The following is an 18,856-nucleotide window of genomic DNA, read 5'->3' on the forward strand; positions in this document are numbered from 1 at the left end:
GATTATCTGGTATCATAAATTTCTATCTCTACGCAAGAGACGTTATGATCCACATAATCTGTGGTGCAAGTATAATTTAACTCAGTTTATGGATAACTAATCCTGAACGAAGTTTAGGTTCAAACCATGTTGTTTTAGGAGGCATGATATTACCACTGTCTGCAATATCCATCAGTTGTTTCATAGAAACAGGATAAAGCGCAAGAGCAACTTTCATCTCACCACTGTCTACTCTTTTGCTAAGTTCTCCTAATCCACGGATACCTCCAACAAAATCGATACGTTTGTCGGAACGAAGATCTTTAATTCCAAGAATTTCGTCAAGGATTAAATTAGAAGAGATAGTAACATCGAGCACACCAATAGGGTCGTTATCATTATAAGTACCTTGTTTTGCTGTAAGACTATACCATTTTCCTTCAAGATAAACAGAGAAGTTATGCAAAGCGTTTGGCTTGTAAATCTCAGCACCCTTTTCTTCTACAATGAAGTTCTTTTCCAATGCAGCAAGGAAAGCCTCTGCAGACAAACCATTAAGATCTTTCACCACACGGTTGTAATCGATAATAGTCAGTTGGTTTGCAGGGAAGCAAACTGCCATAAAGTAGTTATACTCTTCATCTCCTTTATGATTAGGATTCTGCTTAGCTTTCTCAGCACCAACCAATGCAGCAGCAGCAGAACGGTGGTGACCGTCGGCTATGTATAAAGCAGGCATTGCTTCGAATTGCTTAGTAATTGTAGCTATATCAGCATCTTCATCAATAATCCAGAATTGGTGACCAAAGCCATCTCCCGGAGCAATAAATTCATTGACTGGTTTGTTTGAAGTATACTTCTTTACGATAGCATCCAACACATCATTATCAGGATAAGCAAAGAATACAGGTTCGATATTTGCATTGTTCACACGAACATGCTTCATTCTGTCTTCTTCTTTATCACGGCGAGTCAACTCATGCTTCTTGATTATTCCATTAAGGTAATCTTCAACGTAAGCACAAACAACAAGACCATACTGAGTTTTACCGTTCATTGTCTGAGCGTAAACATAGTATTGCTCTTTATTATCCTGAAGCAACCATCCTTTGTCCTGAAACATCTGGAAGTTTTCAGCAGCTTTCGAATAAACTTTTTCGTCGTGTTCGTCTGTTCCTACCGGAAAATCAATTTCCGGCTTTATAATGTGATACAATGATTTCTCATTGCCGGCAGCTTCCTGACGTGCCTCTTCCGAGTTTAAAACGTCATAAGGACGAGATGCTACCTCTTCAACTAAATTTTGTGGTGGGCGAATGCCTTTAAAAGGTTTTATTATTGCCATAAATTAAATCTTATAAGGGTTTTTCTTCTTAATAAAACACCAGCACATGTAAATAGAACCAGCAAGAATAGTAACAAGAGAAAAGCCCTCGCAAAATCCTTTGGCAAAATCAGACAGGCTATTTCTAAATATGCTACTTAATGAAAAAGTAAGCAAACCAATTGAATAGCCTATCATAATTTCATATTTAAATATCCTACTGCGCATGGTAGTATATATTTAGAATAAGTTACTTGTTTACTCTGAATTTCTCGCAACCATCCTTGAAGAATCCAACGATTTGGTTTGCAGCAGCAATACCTGCGTTTATATTAGCTTCAGCAGTCTGAGCACCCATCTTCTTAGGAGTTGAGAAATAACGTGCGGCAAACTTCTCAGCCAATTCTGCATGAGCAGAAGGCATAATATCTGTTACATATTTAAAGTCAACACGATCTTCCATTAACTTGATAAGTTCTGCTTCATTGATAACTTCCTTACGGGCAGTGTTTACAAGCATTGCACCCTTAGGCATTTTATTAAGAAGAGCATAGTTAATAGAGTTCTTTGTTTCTGCAGTTGCAGGAATATGAAGAGAGACAACATCGCAAGTAGCATATAATTCTTCTGCAGAATCTACAGCTTTAGCACCATCTTTCTCGATAACTTCTTTTGGGCAGAAAGCATCGTAAGCATAGATTTCCATGCCAAATCCTCTGGCAACACGAGCAACATTACGTCCTACGTTACCATAAGCGTGGATACCAAGTTTCTTACCCATAAGTTCGGTTCCTGAAGTTCCGTTATAGAAGTTACGAACAGCAAATACCATAAGGCCAAGAGCAAGCTCAGCTACAGCATTTGAATTCTGTCCCGGAGTATTCATTACACATACGCCATGAGCTGTTGCAGAATCAAGATCTACATTGTCATATCCTGCACCTGCACGAACAACAATCTTCAAATCTTTAGCAGCATCAAGAACTTCAGCATCAATAATATCACTACGGATAATGATAGCGTTAGCATCTTTAACGGCATCTAGTAATTGTTTCTTTTCTGTGTACTTTTCTAATAAGGCCAGTTCATAGCCTGCAGCTTCAATCTCTTTACGAATACCGTCTACAGCAACTTTAGCAAACGGTTTGTCTGTTGCGATTAATACTTTCATAGTGTTATGTATTTAAAAGTTTCACCACAGATTGCGCAGATTTCATAGACTTAGAATCTATGAAACCGGCGCAACCTGTGGTGAATAGTTTCTTAATTAATGTTGTTTTTCGAATTCTTGCATGCAAGCAACCAAAGCTTCTACGCTTTCTTTTGGCAATGCATTATAGCAAGAAGCACGGAAACCGCCTACTGAACGGTGACCTTTGATACCTACCATTCCTCTTTCTGTAGCAAACTTCATGAAGTCAGCTTCAAGATCTTTATATTCGTCCTTCATTACGAAGCAGATATTCATTAATGAACGGTCTTCTTTATTAGCTGTTCCAACGAATAATTTGTTACGATCAATTTCATTATATAGCAAGTCTGCTTTTTCAATAGCTCTTCTTTCCATTTCTTTTACGCCACCCTGTTCTTTGATCCAGCGAAGAGTTTGAAGTGCAGCATAGATAGGCACTACAGGAGGAGTATTGAACATAGAACCGTTATCAATATGAGTCTGATAATTAAGCATTGTAGGAATATAACGAGAAACTTTACCCAGAGCATCATTCTTAATAATAACGAAAGTAAGACCTGCAGGGGCTAGATTCTTTTGAGCTCCACCATAGATCATTACATATTTAGAAACGTCCATTGGACGAGAGAAAATATCAGAAGATGCGTCAGCAATTAATGGAACAGGAGAATCAATATCAGTACGGATTTCTGTACCATAAATAGTATTATTCGTTGTAATATGGAAATAATCCGCATCAGCAGGAATAGTGTAATCTTTAGGAACAAATGTATAATTTGCATCTGCAGAAGAAGCAACCTCTACAACTTCACCAAAAGCTTTCGCTTCCTTCATTGCTTTCTTAGCCCAAACACCAGTGTTTAGATAAGCAGCTTTCTTTTCTAAGAAGTTAAAAGGAACCATACAGAATTCCAAACTTGCGCCGCCACCAAGGAAAAGAACCGAATAGCCTTCGGGTATATTTAAAAGTTCTTTGAACAACGCAACAGCTTCGTCAACCACTGGTTGAAAATCTTTTGCGCGATGACTAATTTCCATCAAAGAAAGTCCAGAACCGTTGAAATCTAAAATAGCTTTCGCAGTATTCTCTATTGTTGATTGTGGAAGAATTGATGGTCCGGCATTGAAATTATGCTTTTTCATTTGAAGTTTGTTTTAATTATACAATAAAAATAACTATAATTTTAAGACACCGCGAAATTACAGTTTTTTTTCGGGGAAACAAACGATTTGATATAAAAATAAAGCTTTGATCCCCCTTTTTGCTTTCTATTTATTCGTTGCGATATATGTTAAACAACATTTTGTTATATATCATGCAATAAAATGCAATATCGATATTCTGTTGAACAATTGCTTATAGATATTCGTTTTTTTTATTAGAAAGGAGACAAGCAATGAAAATGACTATGAACTTTTTTTCATCAGTAATAGTAACCTATTTGGTACTTATACTTTTGCCCGGTATAGAAATTGGAAGCATCTGGACTGGTATTTTACTGGCGATACTTTTGGGTATATTCAACATTATTGTGAAGCCGGCTCTTGAACTTCTTTCAATTATTCCCACTCTACTTACCATATTACTATTCTTGCTGATAATTAACGGGGGTATACTTGTTATGGTGGACTGGTTTATGGATAGTTTCTCTGTTACCAGCTTAGGAACCGTAATAATGTTCAGCGTTATTGTAACCGTAGCAAACTGGATACTGCACCGTTACTTTAGAAAGAAGAAATAGATAAAAGGAATAACTAATTCAGCGCTGTATAGAAGATTGCATTCTTCTGTACAAAACAAGAAAGTTTCTAAGAAGTTTAAATTGCCTCTTGTAGAATCGGATAATTGATTCTAGCCCCCATTAGGGATACAGATAAATAGAGGGTGCCAAATACTTTTTGACACCCTCTTGTTTTGTATATAGGAAAAATAAAGGATTCAGAAATAAATTAATCTGCTTCTTCAATCTTGGTTTTCATACCTTTTATTTTCTCTCCCTGAATAAGGTTAAGTGTCTGATTCAGCTTTGAGCGGCGGATAGCAACAAAGGCAAAATGCTCTTTTACGTCTATCTGACCTACATCTTCTTTCGTCAGCTTACCTTTCTTATAAAGAAAACCAACAATATCAATTTTGTTCACTTTATCTTTTTTCCCTTTACCTATATATAAGGTAACCCAAAGCGGCTGAGCAGGACGGGCTGTTTTTGCCGGTAATTCAAAAACTTCGGGTTCATCTGTTACATAAGCAGGAAGAGTTTCATCTTCATTCAGTATTATATATGAAGTACCTTCAGCATCCCAGCGGGCAGTTCTACCATTGCGATGAATAAATGCATCCTCGTTTATAGGGATATGATAGTGAATAATATTTTCTATTTCCGGAATATCCAGTCCACGTGAAGCCAAGTCTGTTGAGACAAACACATGACAACTACCGTTTCGGAATTTATACAAAGCTCGTTCACGATCGGGTTGCTCCATTCCTCCGTGGAAATATTCATTATAAAGTCCTTTTGAATATAGATAGTCACTGACTCTTTCTACCGCATCACGATGGTTGCAGAAAACAATTGTAGAACTGCTTCCCATTGTACAAAGCAGACGGAACAAAGTTTCCAGCTTATCCTTATCGGGAGAAAGCACTTTCATCATCTTAAGGCGAACAGAGTCATCTTCCGGAACAAGGAAATCTAGTTTTATAGTTTCATTCAGTCCGGTAAAATCTGGAATTTCTTCTGCATCTGTAGCCGAAAGAAGTATGCGTTTTTTTAAGCCGGGTAGTTGAGCTATAATCTCGGCCATCTCATCCTGAAAACCATACTCCAGAGACTTATCGAACTCATCAATTACCAATGTATGGATTGTATCCGGATTAAAGTTTCCTTTATTCAGGTGATCATTGATACGTCCAGGAGTACCTATAATAATAGCAGGATGATTACCCAAAATGCTTTTCTTTTCATCCGAGATAGGGTGTCCGCCATAACAACAACAGGTTTTAAATCCAGTATTCATTGATTTGAAAACCGTTTCAATCTGCAAAGCCAGTTCGCGAGAAGGCACGAGTACCAGACTCTGTATCGTATTATTTTCGGGGTTTAACTCTTGTAGTAAAGGAAGCAAATACGCCAATGTCTTTCCGGATCCGGTTGGAGACAGTAAAATAACATCCTTCCCCTGACTATTTGCCCTTAGAGAGGCTTCCTGCATCGGGTTTAGATGCTCTATCTTTAAACTCTTAAGAGCTTGTTCTATTAGTTCTTGTTTCATATTCATGCTGCAAAAATACGCTATTTATTAAAAAGAAGAAGTATGTAATTTCATAAAACACTATAATATAGGGTCTATTTATGGAGAATAGGACAATAATACTCACATAAGCAGGTCAATGCTTACGTCTTTGCTTTTCATATTCATATATAGTACGGCCTAGTTTTCTGAGAAAAGGCTGTCCGATATCTTTATAATGATAGTTTGCCGGAGTAATTTTCCCATCACAAGTATTAATAACTGCCGAAAGCATAAATTCAATACCGGTTTTTGTATTCACAAAATAAGCCACATCAGATAATGTACCGTGAGACTCCCCTACCATATTGTGAATTCTTAATCCCGGTAAATCAGGCAAAACGGAATTCTTTCCATAATAAAGGTACTTTTTGAGGTGAACCGGATATTTACGCTTGTTTTTCTTAAATAAAGGAAACTCGCTTTCGCGTGGATACATTGCCGTGTACTTATACAATAACTCGTAATCCTTTTCTGTTAAATTAAAGCTTTTCTTAAATGGAGCAACATCTCTGAAGAATACATAAAGCATCATATCATTTACATCCTGCAAAGGAACGTTATTAAAATAAGAATAGTCTCTCCCACCTTTTATAATTGCTCCTAAAGGATTCGACAACTGAACAGGATTAGTAGCAGCCGGTTGTTTATAGATAAGCGAATCTTTATCATCATAAAAGTTAACCGCAGGAGTTGTTCTGTTTTGCATACGATTACTATTGTCGAACCTTAGCATTACCCGAATAGAATCATACCCCATTTCCAACAAACGCATATTGATGTATTCCTGTCCTAAGAAGTCATACATACGATTATAAGCATCATTATCACTGACCAAAATCATTTCCTTAATATAGTTAGCCAACCGGGGAGTTTTATCGTGAGCCAGATAATCGGTCTTTATATTTGTTGTACTGTCCGGATTTCCAGTAAACTCTACTTTATTATAAATGGTAGTCCCATAATCCCGATTCAGATTATTGACCTTCTCCATTCCTAATAAGATTAAAGGCCATTTAACCAGACTAGCGGGATTGAAGAATCGTTTACTGTTCAACTGATAACTATATTGGGTAAAGGTAGGGTGTTGCTGGCTATCACGATCAATCTGCGTGTAGATAATCTGAATTTCATATTTTTCGGCATCGTTTAAGTAAGGTTTAAAGAAGTCATCCTTCTCCATTAAGCTATTTAGCAATGATGGATCACCTAATTTATAAATCTGAGCCGGGCAATATGCCACATTAAATAAAAAAATAATTAATAGCAATAACATTCTGATTTTTAGCATATTCCAAAGTATATTTAAAGGCAAAGCTAAGGAATTATTCGGAATTTTATCCAGAAGAAAACACATTTTATACAATAAGTCTTTTATTTTGCGCCGATAATTCATACCTTTGCAAGCAAATTAATACAAAGGTAATTCAATTACAAAATGAGCGAAAAAGCACCTTTTATGGTATTTTCTGGCACCAATTCCAGATACCTAGCAGAGAAAATTTGTGAAAGCCTCGGCTGCCCTCTCGGAAAAATGAATATTACCCACTTTGCAGATGGGGAATTTTCTGTTTCTTACGAAGAATCCATTAGAGGTTCACATCTCTTTCTAGTACAATCTACCTTCCCAAACTCAGACAACTTAATGGAACTATTGCTAATGATTGATGCAGCTAAACGCGCATCAGCAAAAAGCATTGTTGCTGTAATTCCTTATTTTGGATGGGCCCGCCAAGATAGAAAAGATAAACCACGTGTTGCAATCGGAGCAAAACTAGTAGCCGACATGCTAACTGTAGCCGGCATCGACCGTCTGATAACTATGGATTTGCATGCAGATCAAATTCAAGGTTTCTTTGACGTACCAGTAGACCACTTGTATGCATCAGGAGTCTTTTTACCTTACATTGAGTCTTTAGATCTTGACGAATTAGTTATCGCAACTCCAGATGTTGGCGGTTCTAAGAGAGCAAGCTCCTACTCAAAATATTTAGGTGTGCCACTGGTATTGTGTAACAAGTCACGTATCAAAGCCAACGAAGTAGCCTCTATGCAGATTATTGGTGATGTAAAAGGTAAGAACGTTATTCTGATTGACGACATTGTAGATACAGCCGGAACTATTACCAAAGCTGCCGATATTATGTTAGAAGCCGGAGCTCTTTCTGTTCGTGCTATTGCCAGCCACTGTGTAATGTCTGGTCCTGCAACAGATCGTGTACAAAGCTCAGCCCTTACAGAAATGGTTTTCACAAACAGTATTCCATATACTAAGGGAGGTGTAAAAGTAAGACAGTTATCAATCGCTGATATGTTTGCTAACACAATCCGTAGAGTATACAACAACCAATCTATCAGTTCACAGTATATTATCTGATAAATAAGATATATCTATAAAATAAAATGCCGATGTGTTGATTATCCTCACATCGGCATTTCTTATTTAATTATTCTAAGAATTACTTCTTTTCTACGTTATCTATCACACCAAATTTATAAGATCCTCGTCTTAGAACATTTCCGTCTTTATCGAATTCCACAAAAGGGCCATCTTTTTTTCCTTGTCTAAAGAAGCCTTCGTAACGGTTTCCATCTTTATCTTCCTGTACACCCGATCCTTCTTGCATTCCTCTAACAAATCCACCTTTGTACTTAGTACCATCTTTCAATATTAGTACTCCTTGCCCATCATAGATGTTATTTTTCCAGTCGCCTTCATACTTATCTCCATTACCCCAAATATACGTACCTCGTCCGTTTCTTTGATTATTGAGCCACTGTCCGGTGTATACTGCTCCATTGCTCCAGGTAAAAGTTCCTTGTCCGTGTTGCATACCTTCTTTAAAATCACCTTGGTACTTATCACCATTTGCAAGGGTAAATACTCCTTTTCCTGTACGTTCTCCTTTTAAATAATCACCTTCATATTTTTCTCCGCTATGGAAAAAATAGGTTCCATGGCCATCCTGAATATCATTTACCCAATCACCCGAATATTTATCGCCTGTAGGGTAATAATAAGTCCCGGTTCCCCAACGTACATTATCTTTCCAGTCGCCTTCATATTTTGATTTATCTTCCCAAACTAAAGTACCTTTACCGTTTTTCTTGTCAGCTTTCCAGTCACCTTCATATTTAGCTCCGTTTTTCCAGGTATAAACTCCCTTACCATCACGTTTATCATTAGCCCAGTTTCCTGTATATACATCACCATTATAGTAGTACATAGTTCCATCACCTTGCTGATAATCGGTATACCACATTCCTTCGTAACGGTTATTATTCATAAAATAATAAGTTCCTTTCCCGTGTTGTTGATCCTGGAACCATTGTCCTTCATATTTTTCACCATCAACAAAAGAATAAACGCCATATCCCTGACGCCTTCCGTTTACATACTCACCTTCATATACATCTCCATTCTTGAAGACTGTTTTACCTTTTCCATTAGGCTTTCCTTTTTGAAGTTCACCAGTATAAACGGAACCATCCTTAAAAGTAAAATTGCCAATCTTTATTTCAGATGAAGGAGCTATAGCTTCCTTTATTTTAGAGAAAAAACCACCAACTCCCTGTGCCTGAGAAGTTGTAGCTACAGAGAAAAAAAAGAAAGATATATATATATATTTACGCATAGTAGATAGGTGTTTTATTTAATTACATCAGACAAATATAATAATTATACAACGAAGAGATGCTATTTATTAGGTTTTGTTATAATTTTAAAGTTTTTTGCCAGAAACAACTTCTATCATATTTTCCTGATTAAAATATCTTTGAGCCAAAGATCTAAGTTCTTCAGCTGTAACATTTTGAACAGCTTTTAGCGATTCTTCAAAATAAGAATCGGATAAATGTGAAGTCTGAATAAACATCCAGGCATCCGATAAAGAGAATGGACCTTCATAACTGCGACACATTTCCCCCAACATATAATTCCTAACCATTTCTAGTTCAGATGCGGGAACTAATTCAGTCTGCAAGGTTTTCATTTCATTATAAACCTCTTTAATAATATCTTCAGCATACTCATTAGCAGCCTCAGTGGAAACAACAAAAACCCCGGCATCAGGATATGAAGCTATTCCCGAAGAGATACCATACGTATACCCTTTATCTTCACGAATATTAGACATAAGTCTACTGCCAAAATATCCTCCAAAGATTGTGATCAGAACTCTCATTTTATAATAATCCGGATGAGTTCTTTGAATCATCACCTTTCCCATTTTTATTGAGCTTTGCATCGCAGAATCCTGTTCCGTGAAAACTCGTTTTAAAGAGGTTGTTTTAATTTCTGCAGGCAATGTAAGCACTTTGTTCTCAATCTTCCCCCAAGACTCTTTACCAAAGCTGTTCTCTAACAGATTTAATATTTCATCTGTAACCTTTCCTGAAATATAAATGCTACAATTCCCCGAATGGTAATACTGATAATAGAATTCCTTAAGACAATCAGAAGTAACTTTATCATAATCTGCTTCTATAGCAAAACGACCACAGGGGTGCTCTTCACCAAAGATTGAACTTGCAAAGCTTTTTTGAGCCAGGTATTCAACTTTTGTGCTATTAATAAGAAATTGGTGTTTGTTGGTTTCAACAACCGTACTGAGTTCCTTCTCAGGAAAAACCGGTTCCTTTACTATAGACTCAACAATTTCCAATGTATTGGCAAAGTACTTATTCAGAGAGTACAATGTTATGTAAGAATACTCCATAGAAGTAGATAGCTCGAGCCAGGCTCCATAATAATCTAACTTCTCTGCTATTTCAGCTGAGGTAAAACGCTTAGTACCTTCTCTTAACATTCTGTTTGTAAAGAGTGTCTGCAACAACTGAGTTTGATGCCATTTACCTGCACCAATAAGTATATCGACTCTTACAACATCCTGATTGCCTGCTTCAATAACATTAAGAGGTATACCATTCGACATTGTTTTTCTCTGAGGAACAGCAATAGATATCTGTTCTATAGCTTTTATCTCTGGTTGAATCTTTCTATTCAGCATTTTGTTTCTTTAAAAATAATTCAGCTTTCATTAAATCCTCAGGTGTATCTATTCCAATGGTTTCAACATCTGTAATACCAACTTTTATGGTATAACCATTTTCCAGCCAGCGAAGTTGTTCCAAAGACTCAGCTAATTCAAGTGATGATTGAGGCAAAGAGGTGATTTCTTTCAAAACGTCTGCACGATAAGCATATAAACCAATGTGTTTATAATAAGTATGATGTTTCAACCAATCAGTCTTATCATGATTTCTTGTAAATGGAATAATTGAACGACTGAAATATAAAGCATTCCAGTTCTTGTTTACCACAACTTTAGGCGAATTCACATTCTCCAAAACCTGAAATTCATCATCAGATGAAAATGGTTTAACCAGTGTGGCAATGTGAGTAGAAGCATCATCAAAACAAGCTTTTATAGATTCCAGTTGAGAGGGTTGTATAAATGGTTCATCTCCTTGAATATTAACTACAACATCGAATCCTGCGCCAACTTTAGTGAAAGCTTCATAACAACGATCTGTTCCACTCTTATGCTGATCTGACGTCATAACAACTTTACCGCCAAAAGCTTTTACAGCCAGTTCTATCCTTTCATCATCAGTTGCAACATAAGCCTCATCCAGACAGTCGCGTACTTGTTCATATACTCTTTGAATAACTGTTTTGCCGCCTAATATAGCCAAAGGTTTACCGGGGAAACGAGTAGAAGCATATCTTGCCGGTATTATTCCAATATATTTCATTATGATATATCCTTTTAAATCTGTTCAAAGTTTCAAAAGTACAAAATTATTTGGTAATACACTCTTTTTACTGTTATTTTGTCTCCAAAATGAAAGTTATGAAACAACATAGATGCCTTATATCCATTGGTTCTAACACCAATAGAGATGTTAATATCAAACTAGCACAAAAAGAATTATCCATTCATTTCCAGGATATATATTTAGGGAAAGAACAAGATACAATTCCCATTGGAATGTTGAACCCAGCTCATTTCACAAACCAACTGGCTAAATGCTCTACTACATTATCAATTGATGAAGTGAAAAATATCTTTAAGAAAATTGAATCTCAAGCCGGTCGTTTGCCTGCTGATAAAATAGATGGGATAATTAAGTTGGATATTGATTTACTGATCTATGATAATCTAGTACTGAAGGAAAACGATATGAAGAAAGATTTTATTATTGAAGGATTAAAAGAGTTCGAACTTTAATCAACTTTCTTTTAATCGTTTTGGGTTATAAAAAGAAAAATCAGAAAGTAAAATCAGACCTTTTAGATTTGAATATTAAAAAAGGATCTCAGATATATGTCTAAAAAAGTAATCGAATAGAAAGAAAACTATTTTATTTTCTTCCTACTCGATTTATTTTTTGTCACAGAAACCTGTAACTGTTATTTAGAACTAATCCTTATTCAGAGAATATACTATCAATACCTCCCGGAGAGTTTGCAGGAATAGAGTCATTACCGCAAACATTATTGTTTAAATACGGGAAAACATCCGATTCTGAATATCCTAAAGACTTATCTGCAAACACCTTTTTCATAAAAATACCCCAAATAGGAAGTGCCATTGCAGCTCCTTGTCCATAGAACATTGTATCGAAGTGAATATCACGATCTTCACCTCCTACCCAACATCCGGTAACAAGCTTTGGAGTAAACCCTACGAACCATCCATCTGAGTTACGTTGAGTTGTTCCTGTTTTACCTCCTACATCTGCACTAGTATAACGACGCACTCTCATACCTGTACCTTCATTAATAACCGCACGCAACATAGTCAACATTTTAGATGCACTGGATGCACTAATTACTTCCTCCATTTGCGGATGGAATGTTGCTATCACATTGCCTTCATTATCTTCTATTTTAGTAACTAACATGGGTTCACAGCGAAGTCCGTTATTTACAAAAGCGGTATAAGCGCTTACCATTTCTCCAACAGATATTTCACAAGGTCCTAAACAAAGAGAAGGACTAGCTACTATATTACGGTTCTTCACTCCAAAACGATGAATTAAACGTACTAAAGAAGAAGCGTTTAATCTACTCATAAGATAAGCAGAAATCCAGTTATTTGAATTTGCAAGTCCCCATTTAAGAGTAACCATCTCTCCATATCTCTTGCTGGAAGTATTACGTGGAGTCCATGATTCTCCAGCAGCAGTAATTAGAGTTTGAGGTACATTACGGGTAACATCGCAAGGAGTGAAACCATTTTCCATAGCAAGTGCGTAAAGGAAAGGTTTAATTGTTGATCCGACCTGACGACGTCCTACTTCAGCCATGTCATATTGGAAGAATGCATAATTCGGTCCACCAACATAAGCTTTCACCGCTCCTGAAGTTGGATCCATCGACATAAATCCGGCTCTCAGGAAGAATTTATAATATTTGATCGAGTCCATTGGAGTCATCACAGTATCTTTCACTCCATGCCAGGTAAACACAGACATTTGTTCCGGAGTTTTAAATGCTTTAAGGATATCACTTTCTGAATATCCTGCATTTCTCATTGTGTTATATCGTTCCGACTGTCGCACAGAGCGCATCATAATATCTTTCACCTGTTCCCTTGTCAACTGATTTGTGAATGGAGCAGTACTTTTCCCTCTTTTTTCTTTAAAGAAAAGTGGTTGCAAATAATGTCCTACATGTTCTTCTACAGCTTCTTCAGCATACTGTTGCATATGAGAATCAATTGTAGTATAGATCTTTAAACCATCCGTATAAATATTATAGCTGGTTCCATCTTTCTTTCTATTCTTAGAGCACCATCCGTAAAGAGGATTATTTTCCCAAGCTAAAGAGTCTTCATAAAACTTCTGAGTTTGCCATGATGCATAATCTTCTCTGTGAGGCTCTTTTGCCGTCATTATTATTCGAAGATATTCACGGAAGTAAGTTGCCAGACCTTCTTTATGGTCTACACGATGAAATTTAAGCCTTAAAGGGATTTGCATTAAAGAATCTCTTTCTTCCTCAGTAATATAATCAGCCTTTCTCATCTGATCAAGCACCACATTTCTACGTTGCTCTACAAGCTCTCTACGGCGCACAGGATTGAATAGAGATGAGTTTTTACACATACCTACCAAGGTAGCAGCTTCTTCAATTGTCAGATCTGCAGGATCTTTTGAGAAATAAGTATTCGCAGCCGTTTTAATACCTACAGCGTTATTACCAAAATCATACTTATTAAAATACATAGTAAGAAGCTCTTCTTTTGTATAGTAACGTTCCAGCTTTACTGCTATAACCCACTCAATAGGTTTCTGAAACAAACGTTCCATAAAGTTTCCGGCACCCGGAGAGTAAAGTTGTTTGGACAGTTGCTGAGTAATGGTACTACCTCCACCAGCATTTTTCTGCAAAAAGATTCCACGTTTTACTATAGCGCGTCCCAATGCTCGGATATCAATACCGGAATGTTCTTCGAAACGAACATCTTCGGTAGCAATTAAAGCATCTATCAACGAGTGCGACATATCTTTATAGCCAACATAGACTCTATTTTCCTTACTCAAAGACCATGTTCCAAGAGTTTTTCCATCACTCGAAAGAATTTCTGAAGCAAATTTATAATTAGGATTTTCTAATTCATCAACTTCGGGCATATAACCAATCCATCCCCAAGCAATAAAACAAAAGAGAACAGAACATAAAACCACAAATGTTCCGAACGCTATCCACAGCCATCGGACAAGCCTTTTTATAGATCTCGGAGCACTTTTTACTTCGCCTTGATTCATTTTTTCAATATATAAGTTTCAGCGCAAAATTATAATAAATCTTTTAATTAAAAGAACTTTCCAATAATCATTTTTTTCTCTACCTTTACGCTCCGTATTGTACATTCAATGATAAATAGATAAGAATATGGAAAATAGAAGTTTAGTGACTATTGCCGAGCATTCAAAAGAGAAAATCCTCTACCTTCTAGAGATGGCAAAGCAGTTCGAGAACAATCCAAACCGAAAAATACTGGATGGAAAAGTTGTAGCAACCCTTTTTTTTGAGCCATCTACTCGTACCAGATTGAGTTTTGAAACTGCTGTAAACAGACTTGGAGGACGTGTTATTGGATTTTCAGATGCTTCAACTACAAGTTCTTCGAAAGGCGAAACACTAAAAGACACAATAATGATGGTTAGCAACTATGCCGACCTGATAATAATGCGTCATCATCTGGAAGGAGCTGCCAGATATGCAAGCGAAGTTGCTCCTATACCTATTATAAATGCTGGTGACGGAGCTAATCAACATCCTTCCCAAACAATGTTGGATCTTTACTCCATCCAAAAAACTCAGGGAACATTAGAAAACCTGAATATATTCCTGGTAGGTGATTTAAAATACGGGCGCACCGTTCACTCTTTACTGATGGCTATGCGCCACTTTAATCCTACTTTCCATTTCATTGCTCCTGATGAATTGAAAATGCCTGAAGAATATAAAATTTATTGCAATGAGAACAACATTAAATATGTAGAGCATACAGATTTTACTGAAGATATTATTGCAGATGCCGACATTTTATATATGACTCGTGTTCAGCGTGAGCGATTTACAGACTTAATGGAGTATGAACGTGTGAAGAACGTATATATTTTAAGAAATAAAATGCTTGAAAAAACACGTCCTAATCTTCGTATTCTTCACCCACTTCCTAGAGTAAACGAGATTGCTTATGATGTGGATGACAATGAAAAAGCATATTATTTCCAACAAGCCCGCAACGGATTATTTGCCCGTCAGGCTATTATATGCGACGTTCTTGGCATTACTTTGGATGATATTAAAGAATAGAGTCTGTATCATCATTTATTAATTTTTTATTATTAATCAATCATTTAATTCAATGAGCGAAATAAGACAAGCACTACAGGTAGCAGCTCTGAAGAACGGCACTGTAATAGATCATATACCAACAAATAAACTATTTACTGTTGTTTCATTATTAGGACTAGAACAGATGGATAGCAAGATCACCATTGGTTATAATCTGAATAGTAACAAGCTAGGAAAGAAAGGGATTATAAAAATAGCAGATAAGTTCTTTGATGATGAAGAAGTTAACCGCATATCAGTGGTCGCACCTCATGTTAAACTGAACATAATCCGCAATTATGAAGTAGTTGAAAAGAAGGAAGTTAATATGCCCGATGAGCTGAAAGGTATTGTAAAGTGTGCAAATCCAAAGTGCATTACCAACAATGAACCTATGCCAACTCTTTTTAAAATGGTAAATAAAGAAAATGGAGTTTTCAAATGCCATTATTGCGAAAAAGAGCTGAAGAAAGAAGATATTGTATTATTGCAACGTAGAACATTATAATGAAGCAGGACTGGAAACCGGGAACAATGATTTATCCGTTACCAGCAGTATTGGTTAGCTGTGGCAGCGAGGAAAGTGAATATAACATTATTACAGTTGCATGGGTTGGTACTATTTGTACTAATCCACCTATGTGCTATATTTCTGTTCGTCCAGAACGCCACTCCTATCCCATACTAAAGAAGAACATGGAATTTGTCATTAATCTAACTACAAAGGACATGGCTTTTGCAACCGACTGGTGTGGAGTTCGCTCCGGAAAGAATTTCAATAAGTTCTCGGAAATGAAACTTACTCCAGGAAAAGCATCCGTGGTTAACGCTCCAATCATTGAAGAATCTCCCCTTTGTATTGAATGCAGGGTTAAGGAAATTATATCTCTGGGGTCGCATGATATGTTTATATCCGAAGTTGTGAATGTAAAGGCTGATGAGAAATACTTGAATGATAAAACTGGTAAATTTGAGTTTTCAAAAAGCAATCCTTTGGTTTATGTACACGGCAATTATTTTGATCTGGGAGAAAATTTAGGCAAATTCGGCTGGTCCGTTGAGAAAAAGAAATAAGCATGAAGAAAATAGCCTTATTTTTATTTGTTTTAGGATGGAGTTTTTCTTGCTTTGCACAGGAAGACGTAAAAAATACGCATGAAAATAAAGTCAACTTTGGTATAAAAGGAGGCTTTAATGCATCAATGTACTATATTGATGAGTTTAAAATAAAAGATATAACAATCAATGAAGTCCAGAATAATTATAAGGTAGGGCATTTTGGAGCCATATTTCTTAGAATAAACATGAAAAAGCATTTCATAGAGCCCGAACTTTCTTATCATGTGAGTAAATCCGAGATTTCTTTTGATAAAAGAGGTTCTCAACATCCAGATATTGAACCAGATTATGCCAGTGTAAATTCTACCATCCACACTATTGAAATGCCACTGCTTTACGGATACAATTTTATAAAAGAGGGACCTTACGGCATGGCATTCTTTTTTGGACCAAAATTCAAATATATATTGAACAGTAAAAGTAAACTGGAGTTTACCAATTTCGACCAGGAAGGGATTAAAGAGAAGCTTTATCCTGTAAACATGAATGCTGTTGCCGGAGTTGGAGTGAATATTTCAAATATATTCTTTGATTTCAGATATGAAGTAGGATTAAGAAACATCTCTAAATCTGTCACTTACATAGAATCAAACTCTGATGGAACAGAAGAAGTAGCCAATATAATTTTCAAAAGAAGAAGTAATTTACTCAGTTTTTCGCTAGGAGTAATCTTTTAATCTTCTTTTTTTTATCGCTATAAACTTTTAATTTCTCTTTTTTTTGGCTAATTTTGTGCGCTTAATAAAGAATCTCGAGTAAAAACACTTATTATCATCATACTTAGAATGAAAAGAGACGATTTAATTTTCGATATTATCGAAAAAGAGCATCAAAGACAGCTCAAAGGTATCGAGCTGATTGCATCAGAAAATTTTGTTAGTGACCAGGTTATGCAAGCAATGGGATCTTGCCTAACAAATAAGTACGCAGAAGGCTATCCTGGCAAACGTTATTATGGCGGTTGTGAAGTAGTTGACCAAAGCGAACAAGTGGCTATTGACAGATTAAAAGAAATCTTTGGGGCTGAATGGGCAAATGTTCAACCACACTCAGGAGCTCAGGCTAATGCTGCCGTATTCCTTGCTGTATTGAACCCTGGAGATAAGTTTATGGGATTAAATCTGGCACACGGTGGTCACCTTTCTCACGGTTCTTTAGTGAATACTTCTGGTTTAATTTATACTCCTTGCGAATATAATGTAAACAAAGAAACTGGTCGCGTAGACTATGATCAGATGGAAGAAGTAGCACTTCGTGAAAAACCTAAGATGATTATTGGTGGTGGTTCTGCATATTCTCGTGAATGGGATTACAAACGTATGCGTCAGATTGCTGATAAAATCGGAGCTATCTTAATGATCGACATGGCTCACCCTGCTGGTCTTATTGCTGCTGGTTTATTGGAAAATCCATTAAAATGGGCTCACATTGTAACTTCTACTACACATAAGACTCTTCGCGGTCCTCGTGGTGGTGTTATTTTAATGGGCGAAGATTTCCCTAATCCATGGGGAAAGAAAACTCCAAAGGGAGAAATCAAAATGATGTCTCAATTACTTGATTCTGCAGTATTTCCAGGAATCCAGGGCGGTCCGCTAGAACACGTAATCGCTGCTAAAGCTGTTGCTTTTGGAGAATGCTTGCAACCAGAATACAAAGAATACCAAAAACAAGTAAAGAAGAATGCTGCTGTTTTAGCACAGGCTTTAATTGACAGAGGCTTCACTATTATTTCTGGTGGAACAGATAACCACTCTATGTTGGTTGATTTACGTGAAAAATATCCTGATTTAACTGGTAAAGTTGCAGAAAAAGCTTTGGTTTCTGCAGATATCACAGTTAACAAGAATATGGTTCCATTCGATTCTCGTTCTGCTTTCCAAACTTCAGGTATCCGTTTAGGAACTCCTGCTATCACAACTCGTGGTGCTAAGGAAGACTTGATGATTGAAATAGCTGAAATGATTGAAACAGTTCTTTCTAACGTAGAAAATGAAGAAGTTATTACTTCAGTTCGCGAAAGAGTAAACAAAACAATGGCTAAATATCCATTATTTGCTTATTAAAGATTATCCGCTTCTAATTATATTAAAAA

Annotated in this window: 17 protein-coding genes; 8 read left to right on the plus strand and 9 right to left on the minus strand. The window is 36.5% G+C overall.

What is annotated here, in order from left to right; translation table 11 throughout:
- Window positions 1–76 precede the first annotated feature (76 nt).
- From BUC21_RS01560 to serC, 3 genes are all read right to left on the minus strand, one after another.
- Window positions 77–1,324, minus strand: coding sequence for a DUF1015 domain-containing protein (locus BUC21_RS01560; RefSeq protein WP_073398751.1), 1,248 nt, complete (start codon window positions 1,322–1,324; stop codon window positions 77–79).
- A gap of 229 nt (window positions 1,325–1,553) precedes the next feature.
- A complete protein-coding gene (locus tag BUC21_RS01570) occupies window positions 1,554–2,474 on the minus strand; it encodes an NAD(P)-dependent oxidoreductase (RefSeq protein ID WP_073398753.1) in 921 nt (306 codons plus the stop codon).
- Window positions 2,475–2,570: 96 nt separating this feature from the next.
- Complete coding sequence (gene serC / locus BUC21_RS01575) at window positions 2,571–3,638, minus strand: 3-phosphoserine/phosphohydroxythreonine transaminase (RefSeq protein WP_073398754.1); 1,068 nt, start codon at window positions 3,636–3,638, stop codon at window positions 2,571–2,573.
- Window positions 3,639–3,892: 254 nt separating this feature from the next.
- Here serC and BUC21_RS01580 point away from each other — a divergent pair, with 254 nt between their 5' ends.
- Entirely contained in the window at window positions 3,893–4,237 is a 345-nt protein-coding gene (locus BUC21_RS01580; RefSeq protein ID WP_083547534.1) for a phage holin family protein, read from the plus strand.
- Between the two features lie 208 nt (window positions 4,238–4,445).
- Here the strand turns inward: BUC21_RS01580 and BUC21_RS01585 are convergent, their stop codons facing one another.
- The gene (locus tag BUC21_RS01585) at window positions 4,446–5,774 is read right to left on the minus strand and encodes a DEAD/DEAH box helicase (protein WP_073398756.1); all 1,329 of its coding nucleotides are present in this window, start codon (window positions 5,772–5,774) and stop codon (window positions 4,446–4,448) included.
- A 109-nt stretch (window positions 5,775–5,883) separates the two neighbouring features.
- Window positions 5,884–7,077 carry a serine hydrolase gene (locus BUC21_RS01590; RefSeq protein ID WP_175550458.1) on the minus strand — a complete coding sequence of 398 codons (1,194 nt, stop codon included), beginning with the start codon at window positions 7,075–7,077 and terminating at the stop codon, window positions 5,884–5,886.
- Between the two features lie 147 nt (window positions 7,078–7,224).
- On the opposite strand from BUC21_RS01590, the gene BUC21_RS01595 reads away from it, so the two are divergent.
- A complete protein-coding gene (locus BUC21_RS01595) occupies window positions 7,225–8,163 on the plus strand; it encodes a ribose-phosphate pyrophosphokinase (protein ID WP_073398758.1) in 939 nt (312 codons plus the stop codon).
- Between the two features lie 82 nt (window positions 8,164–8,245).
- On the opposite strand, the gene BUC21_RS01600 is transcribed toward BUC21_RS01595, so the two are convergent.
- The 3 genes from BUC21_RS01600 to kdsB all read right to left on the minus strand — a co-directional run bounded on the left by BUC21_RS01600 (window position 8,246) and on the right by kdsB (window position 11,543).
- The gene (locus BUC21_RS01600; RefSeq protein ID WP_073398759.1) at window positions 8,246–9,421 is read right to left on the minus strand and encodes an MORN repeat-containing protein; all 1,176 of its coding nucleotides are present in this window, start codon (window positions 9,419–9,421) and stop codon (window positions 8,246–8,248) included.
- 87 nt (window positions 9,422–9,508) lie between these two features.
- On the minus strand, window positions 9,509–10,795 hold the full coding sequence (locus BUC21_RS01605) for a M16 family metallopeptidase (protein WP_073398760.1): 1,287 nt from the start codon (window positions 10,793–10,795) through the stop codon (window positions 9,509–9,511).
- Window positions 10,785–11,543 (minus strand): 3-deoxy-manno-octulosonate cytidylyltransferase, encoded by a 759-nt coding sequence (kdsB, locus tag BUC21_RS01610; protein ID WP_073398761.1) that lies wholly within the window; start codon window positions 11,541–11,543, stop codon window positions 10,785–10,787. Before kdsB ends, BUC21_RS01605 begins: the two co-directional genes overlap by 11 nt.
- A gap of 98 nt (window positions 11,544–11,641) precedes the next feature.
- On the opposite strand from kdsB, the gene BUC21_RS01615 reads away from it, so the two are divergent.
- The gene (locus BUC21_RS01615; protein WP_073398822.1) at window positions 11,642–12,019 is read left to right on the plus strand and encodes a 2-amino-4-hydroxy-6-hydroxymethyldihydropteridine diphosphokinase; all 378 of its coding nucleotides are present in this window, start codon (window positions 11,642–11,644) and stop codon (window positions 12,017–12,019) included.
- Window positions 12,020–12,218: 199 nt separating this feature from the next.
- On the opposite strand, the gene BUC21_RS01620 is transcribed toward BUC21_RS01615, so the two are convergent.
- Entirely contained in the window at window positions 12,219–14,564 is a 2,346-nt protein-coding gene (locus BUC21_RS01620) for a transglycosylase domain-containing protein (RefSeq protein WP_073398762.1), read from the minus strand.
- A gap of 127 nt (window positions 14,565–14,691) precedes the next feature.
- Here BUC21_RS01620 and pyrB point away from each other — a divergent pair, with 127 nt between their 5' ends.
- The 5 genes from pyrB to glyA all read left to right on the plus strand — a co-directional run bounded on the left by pyrB (window position 14,692) and on the right by glyA (window position 18,827).
- Window positions 14,692–15,621 carry an aspartate carbamoyltransferase gene (gene pyrB, locus BUC21_RS01625; protein WP_073398763.1) on the plus strand — a complete coding sequence of 310 codons (930 nt, stop codon included), beginning with the start codon at window positions 14,692–14,694 and terminating at the stop codon, window positions 15,619–15,621.
- A 52-nt stretch (window positions 15,622–15,673) separates the two neighbouring features.
- Window positions 15,674–16,150, plus strand: a complete 477-nt coding sequence (pyrI, locus tag BUC21_RS01630; protein WP_073398764.1) for an aspartate carbamoyltransferase regulatory subunit — start codon at window positions 15,674–15,676, stop codon at window positions 16,148–16,150.
- Window positions 16,150–16,716: a flavin reductase family protein gene (locus tag BUC21_RS01635; RefSeq protein WP_073398765.1), complete on the plus strand. Its 567-nt coding sequence runs from the start codon at window positions 16,150–16,152 to the stop codon at window positions 16,714–16,716. The genes pyrI and BUC21_RS01635 overlap by 1 nt, the downstream gene beginning before the upstream one ends.
- 2 nt (window positions 16,717–16,718) lie before the next feature.
- Window positions 16,719–17,438: a porin family protein gene (locus tag BUC21_RS01640; RefSeq protein ID WP_073398766.1), complete on the plus strand. Its 720-nt coding sequence runs from the start codon at window positions 16,719–16,721 to the stop codon at window positions 17,436–17,438.
- A 108-nt stretch (window positions 17,439–17,546) separates the two neighbouring features.
- Complete coding sequence (gene glyA / locus BUC21_RS01645) at window positions 17,547–18,827, plus strand: serine hydroxymethyltransferase (protein WP_073398767.1); 1,281 nt, start codon at window positions 17,547–17,549, stop codon at window positions 18,825–18,827.
- Window positions 18,828–18,856 lie beyond the last annotated feature (29 nt).

This window comes from Bacteroides luti (assembly GCF_900128905.1).
Classification (GTDB): Bacteria; Bacteroidota; Bacteroidia; order Bacteroidales; family Bacteroidaceae; genus Bacteroides; species Bacteroides luti.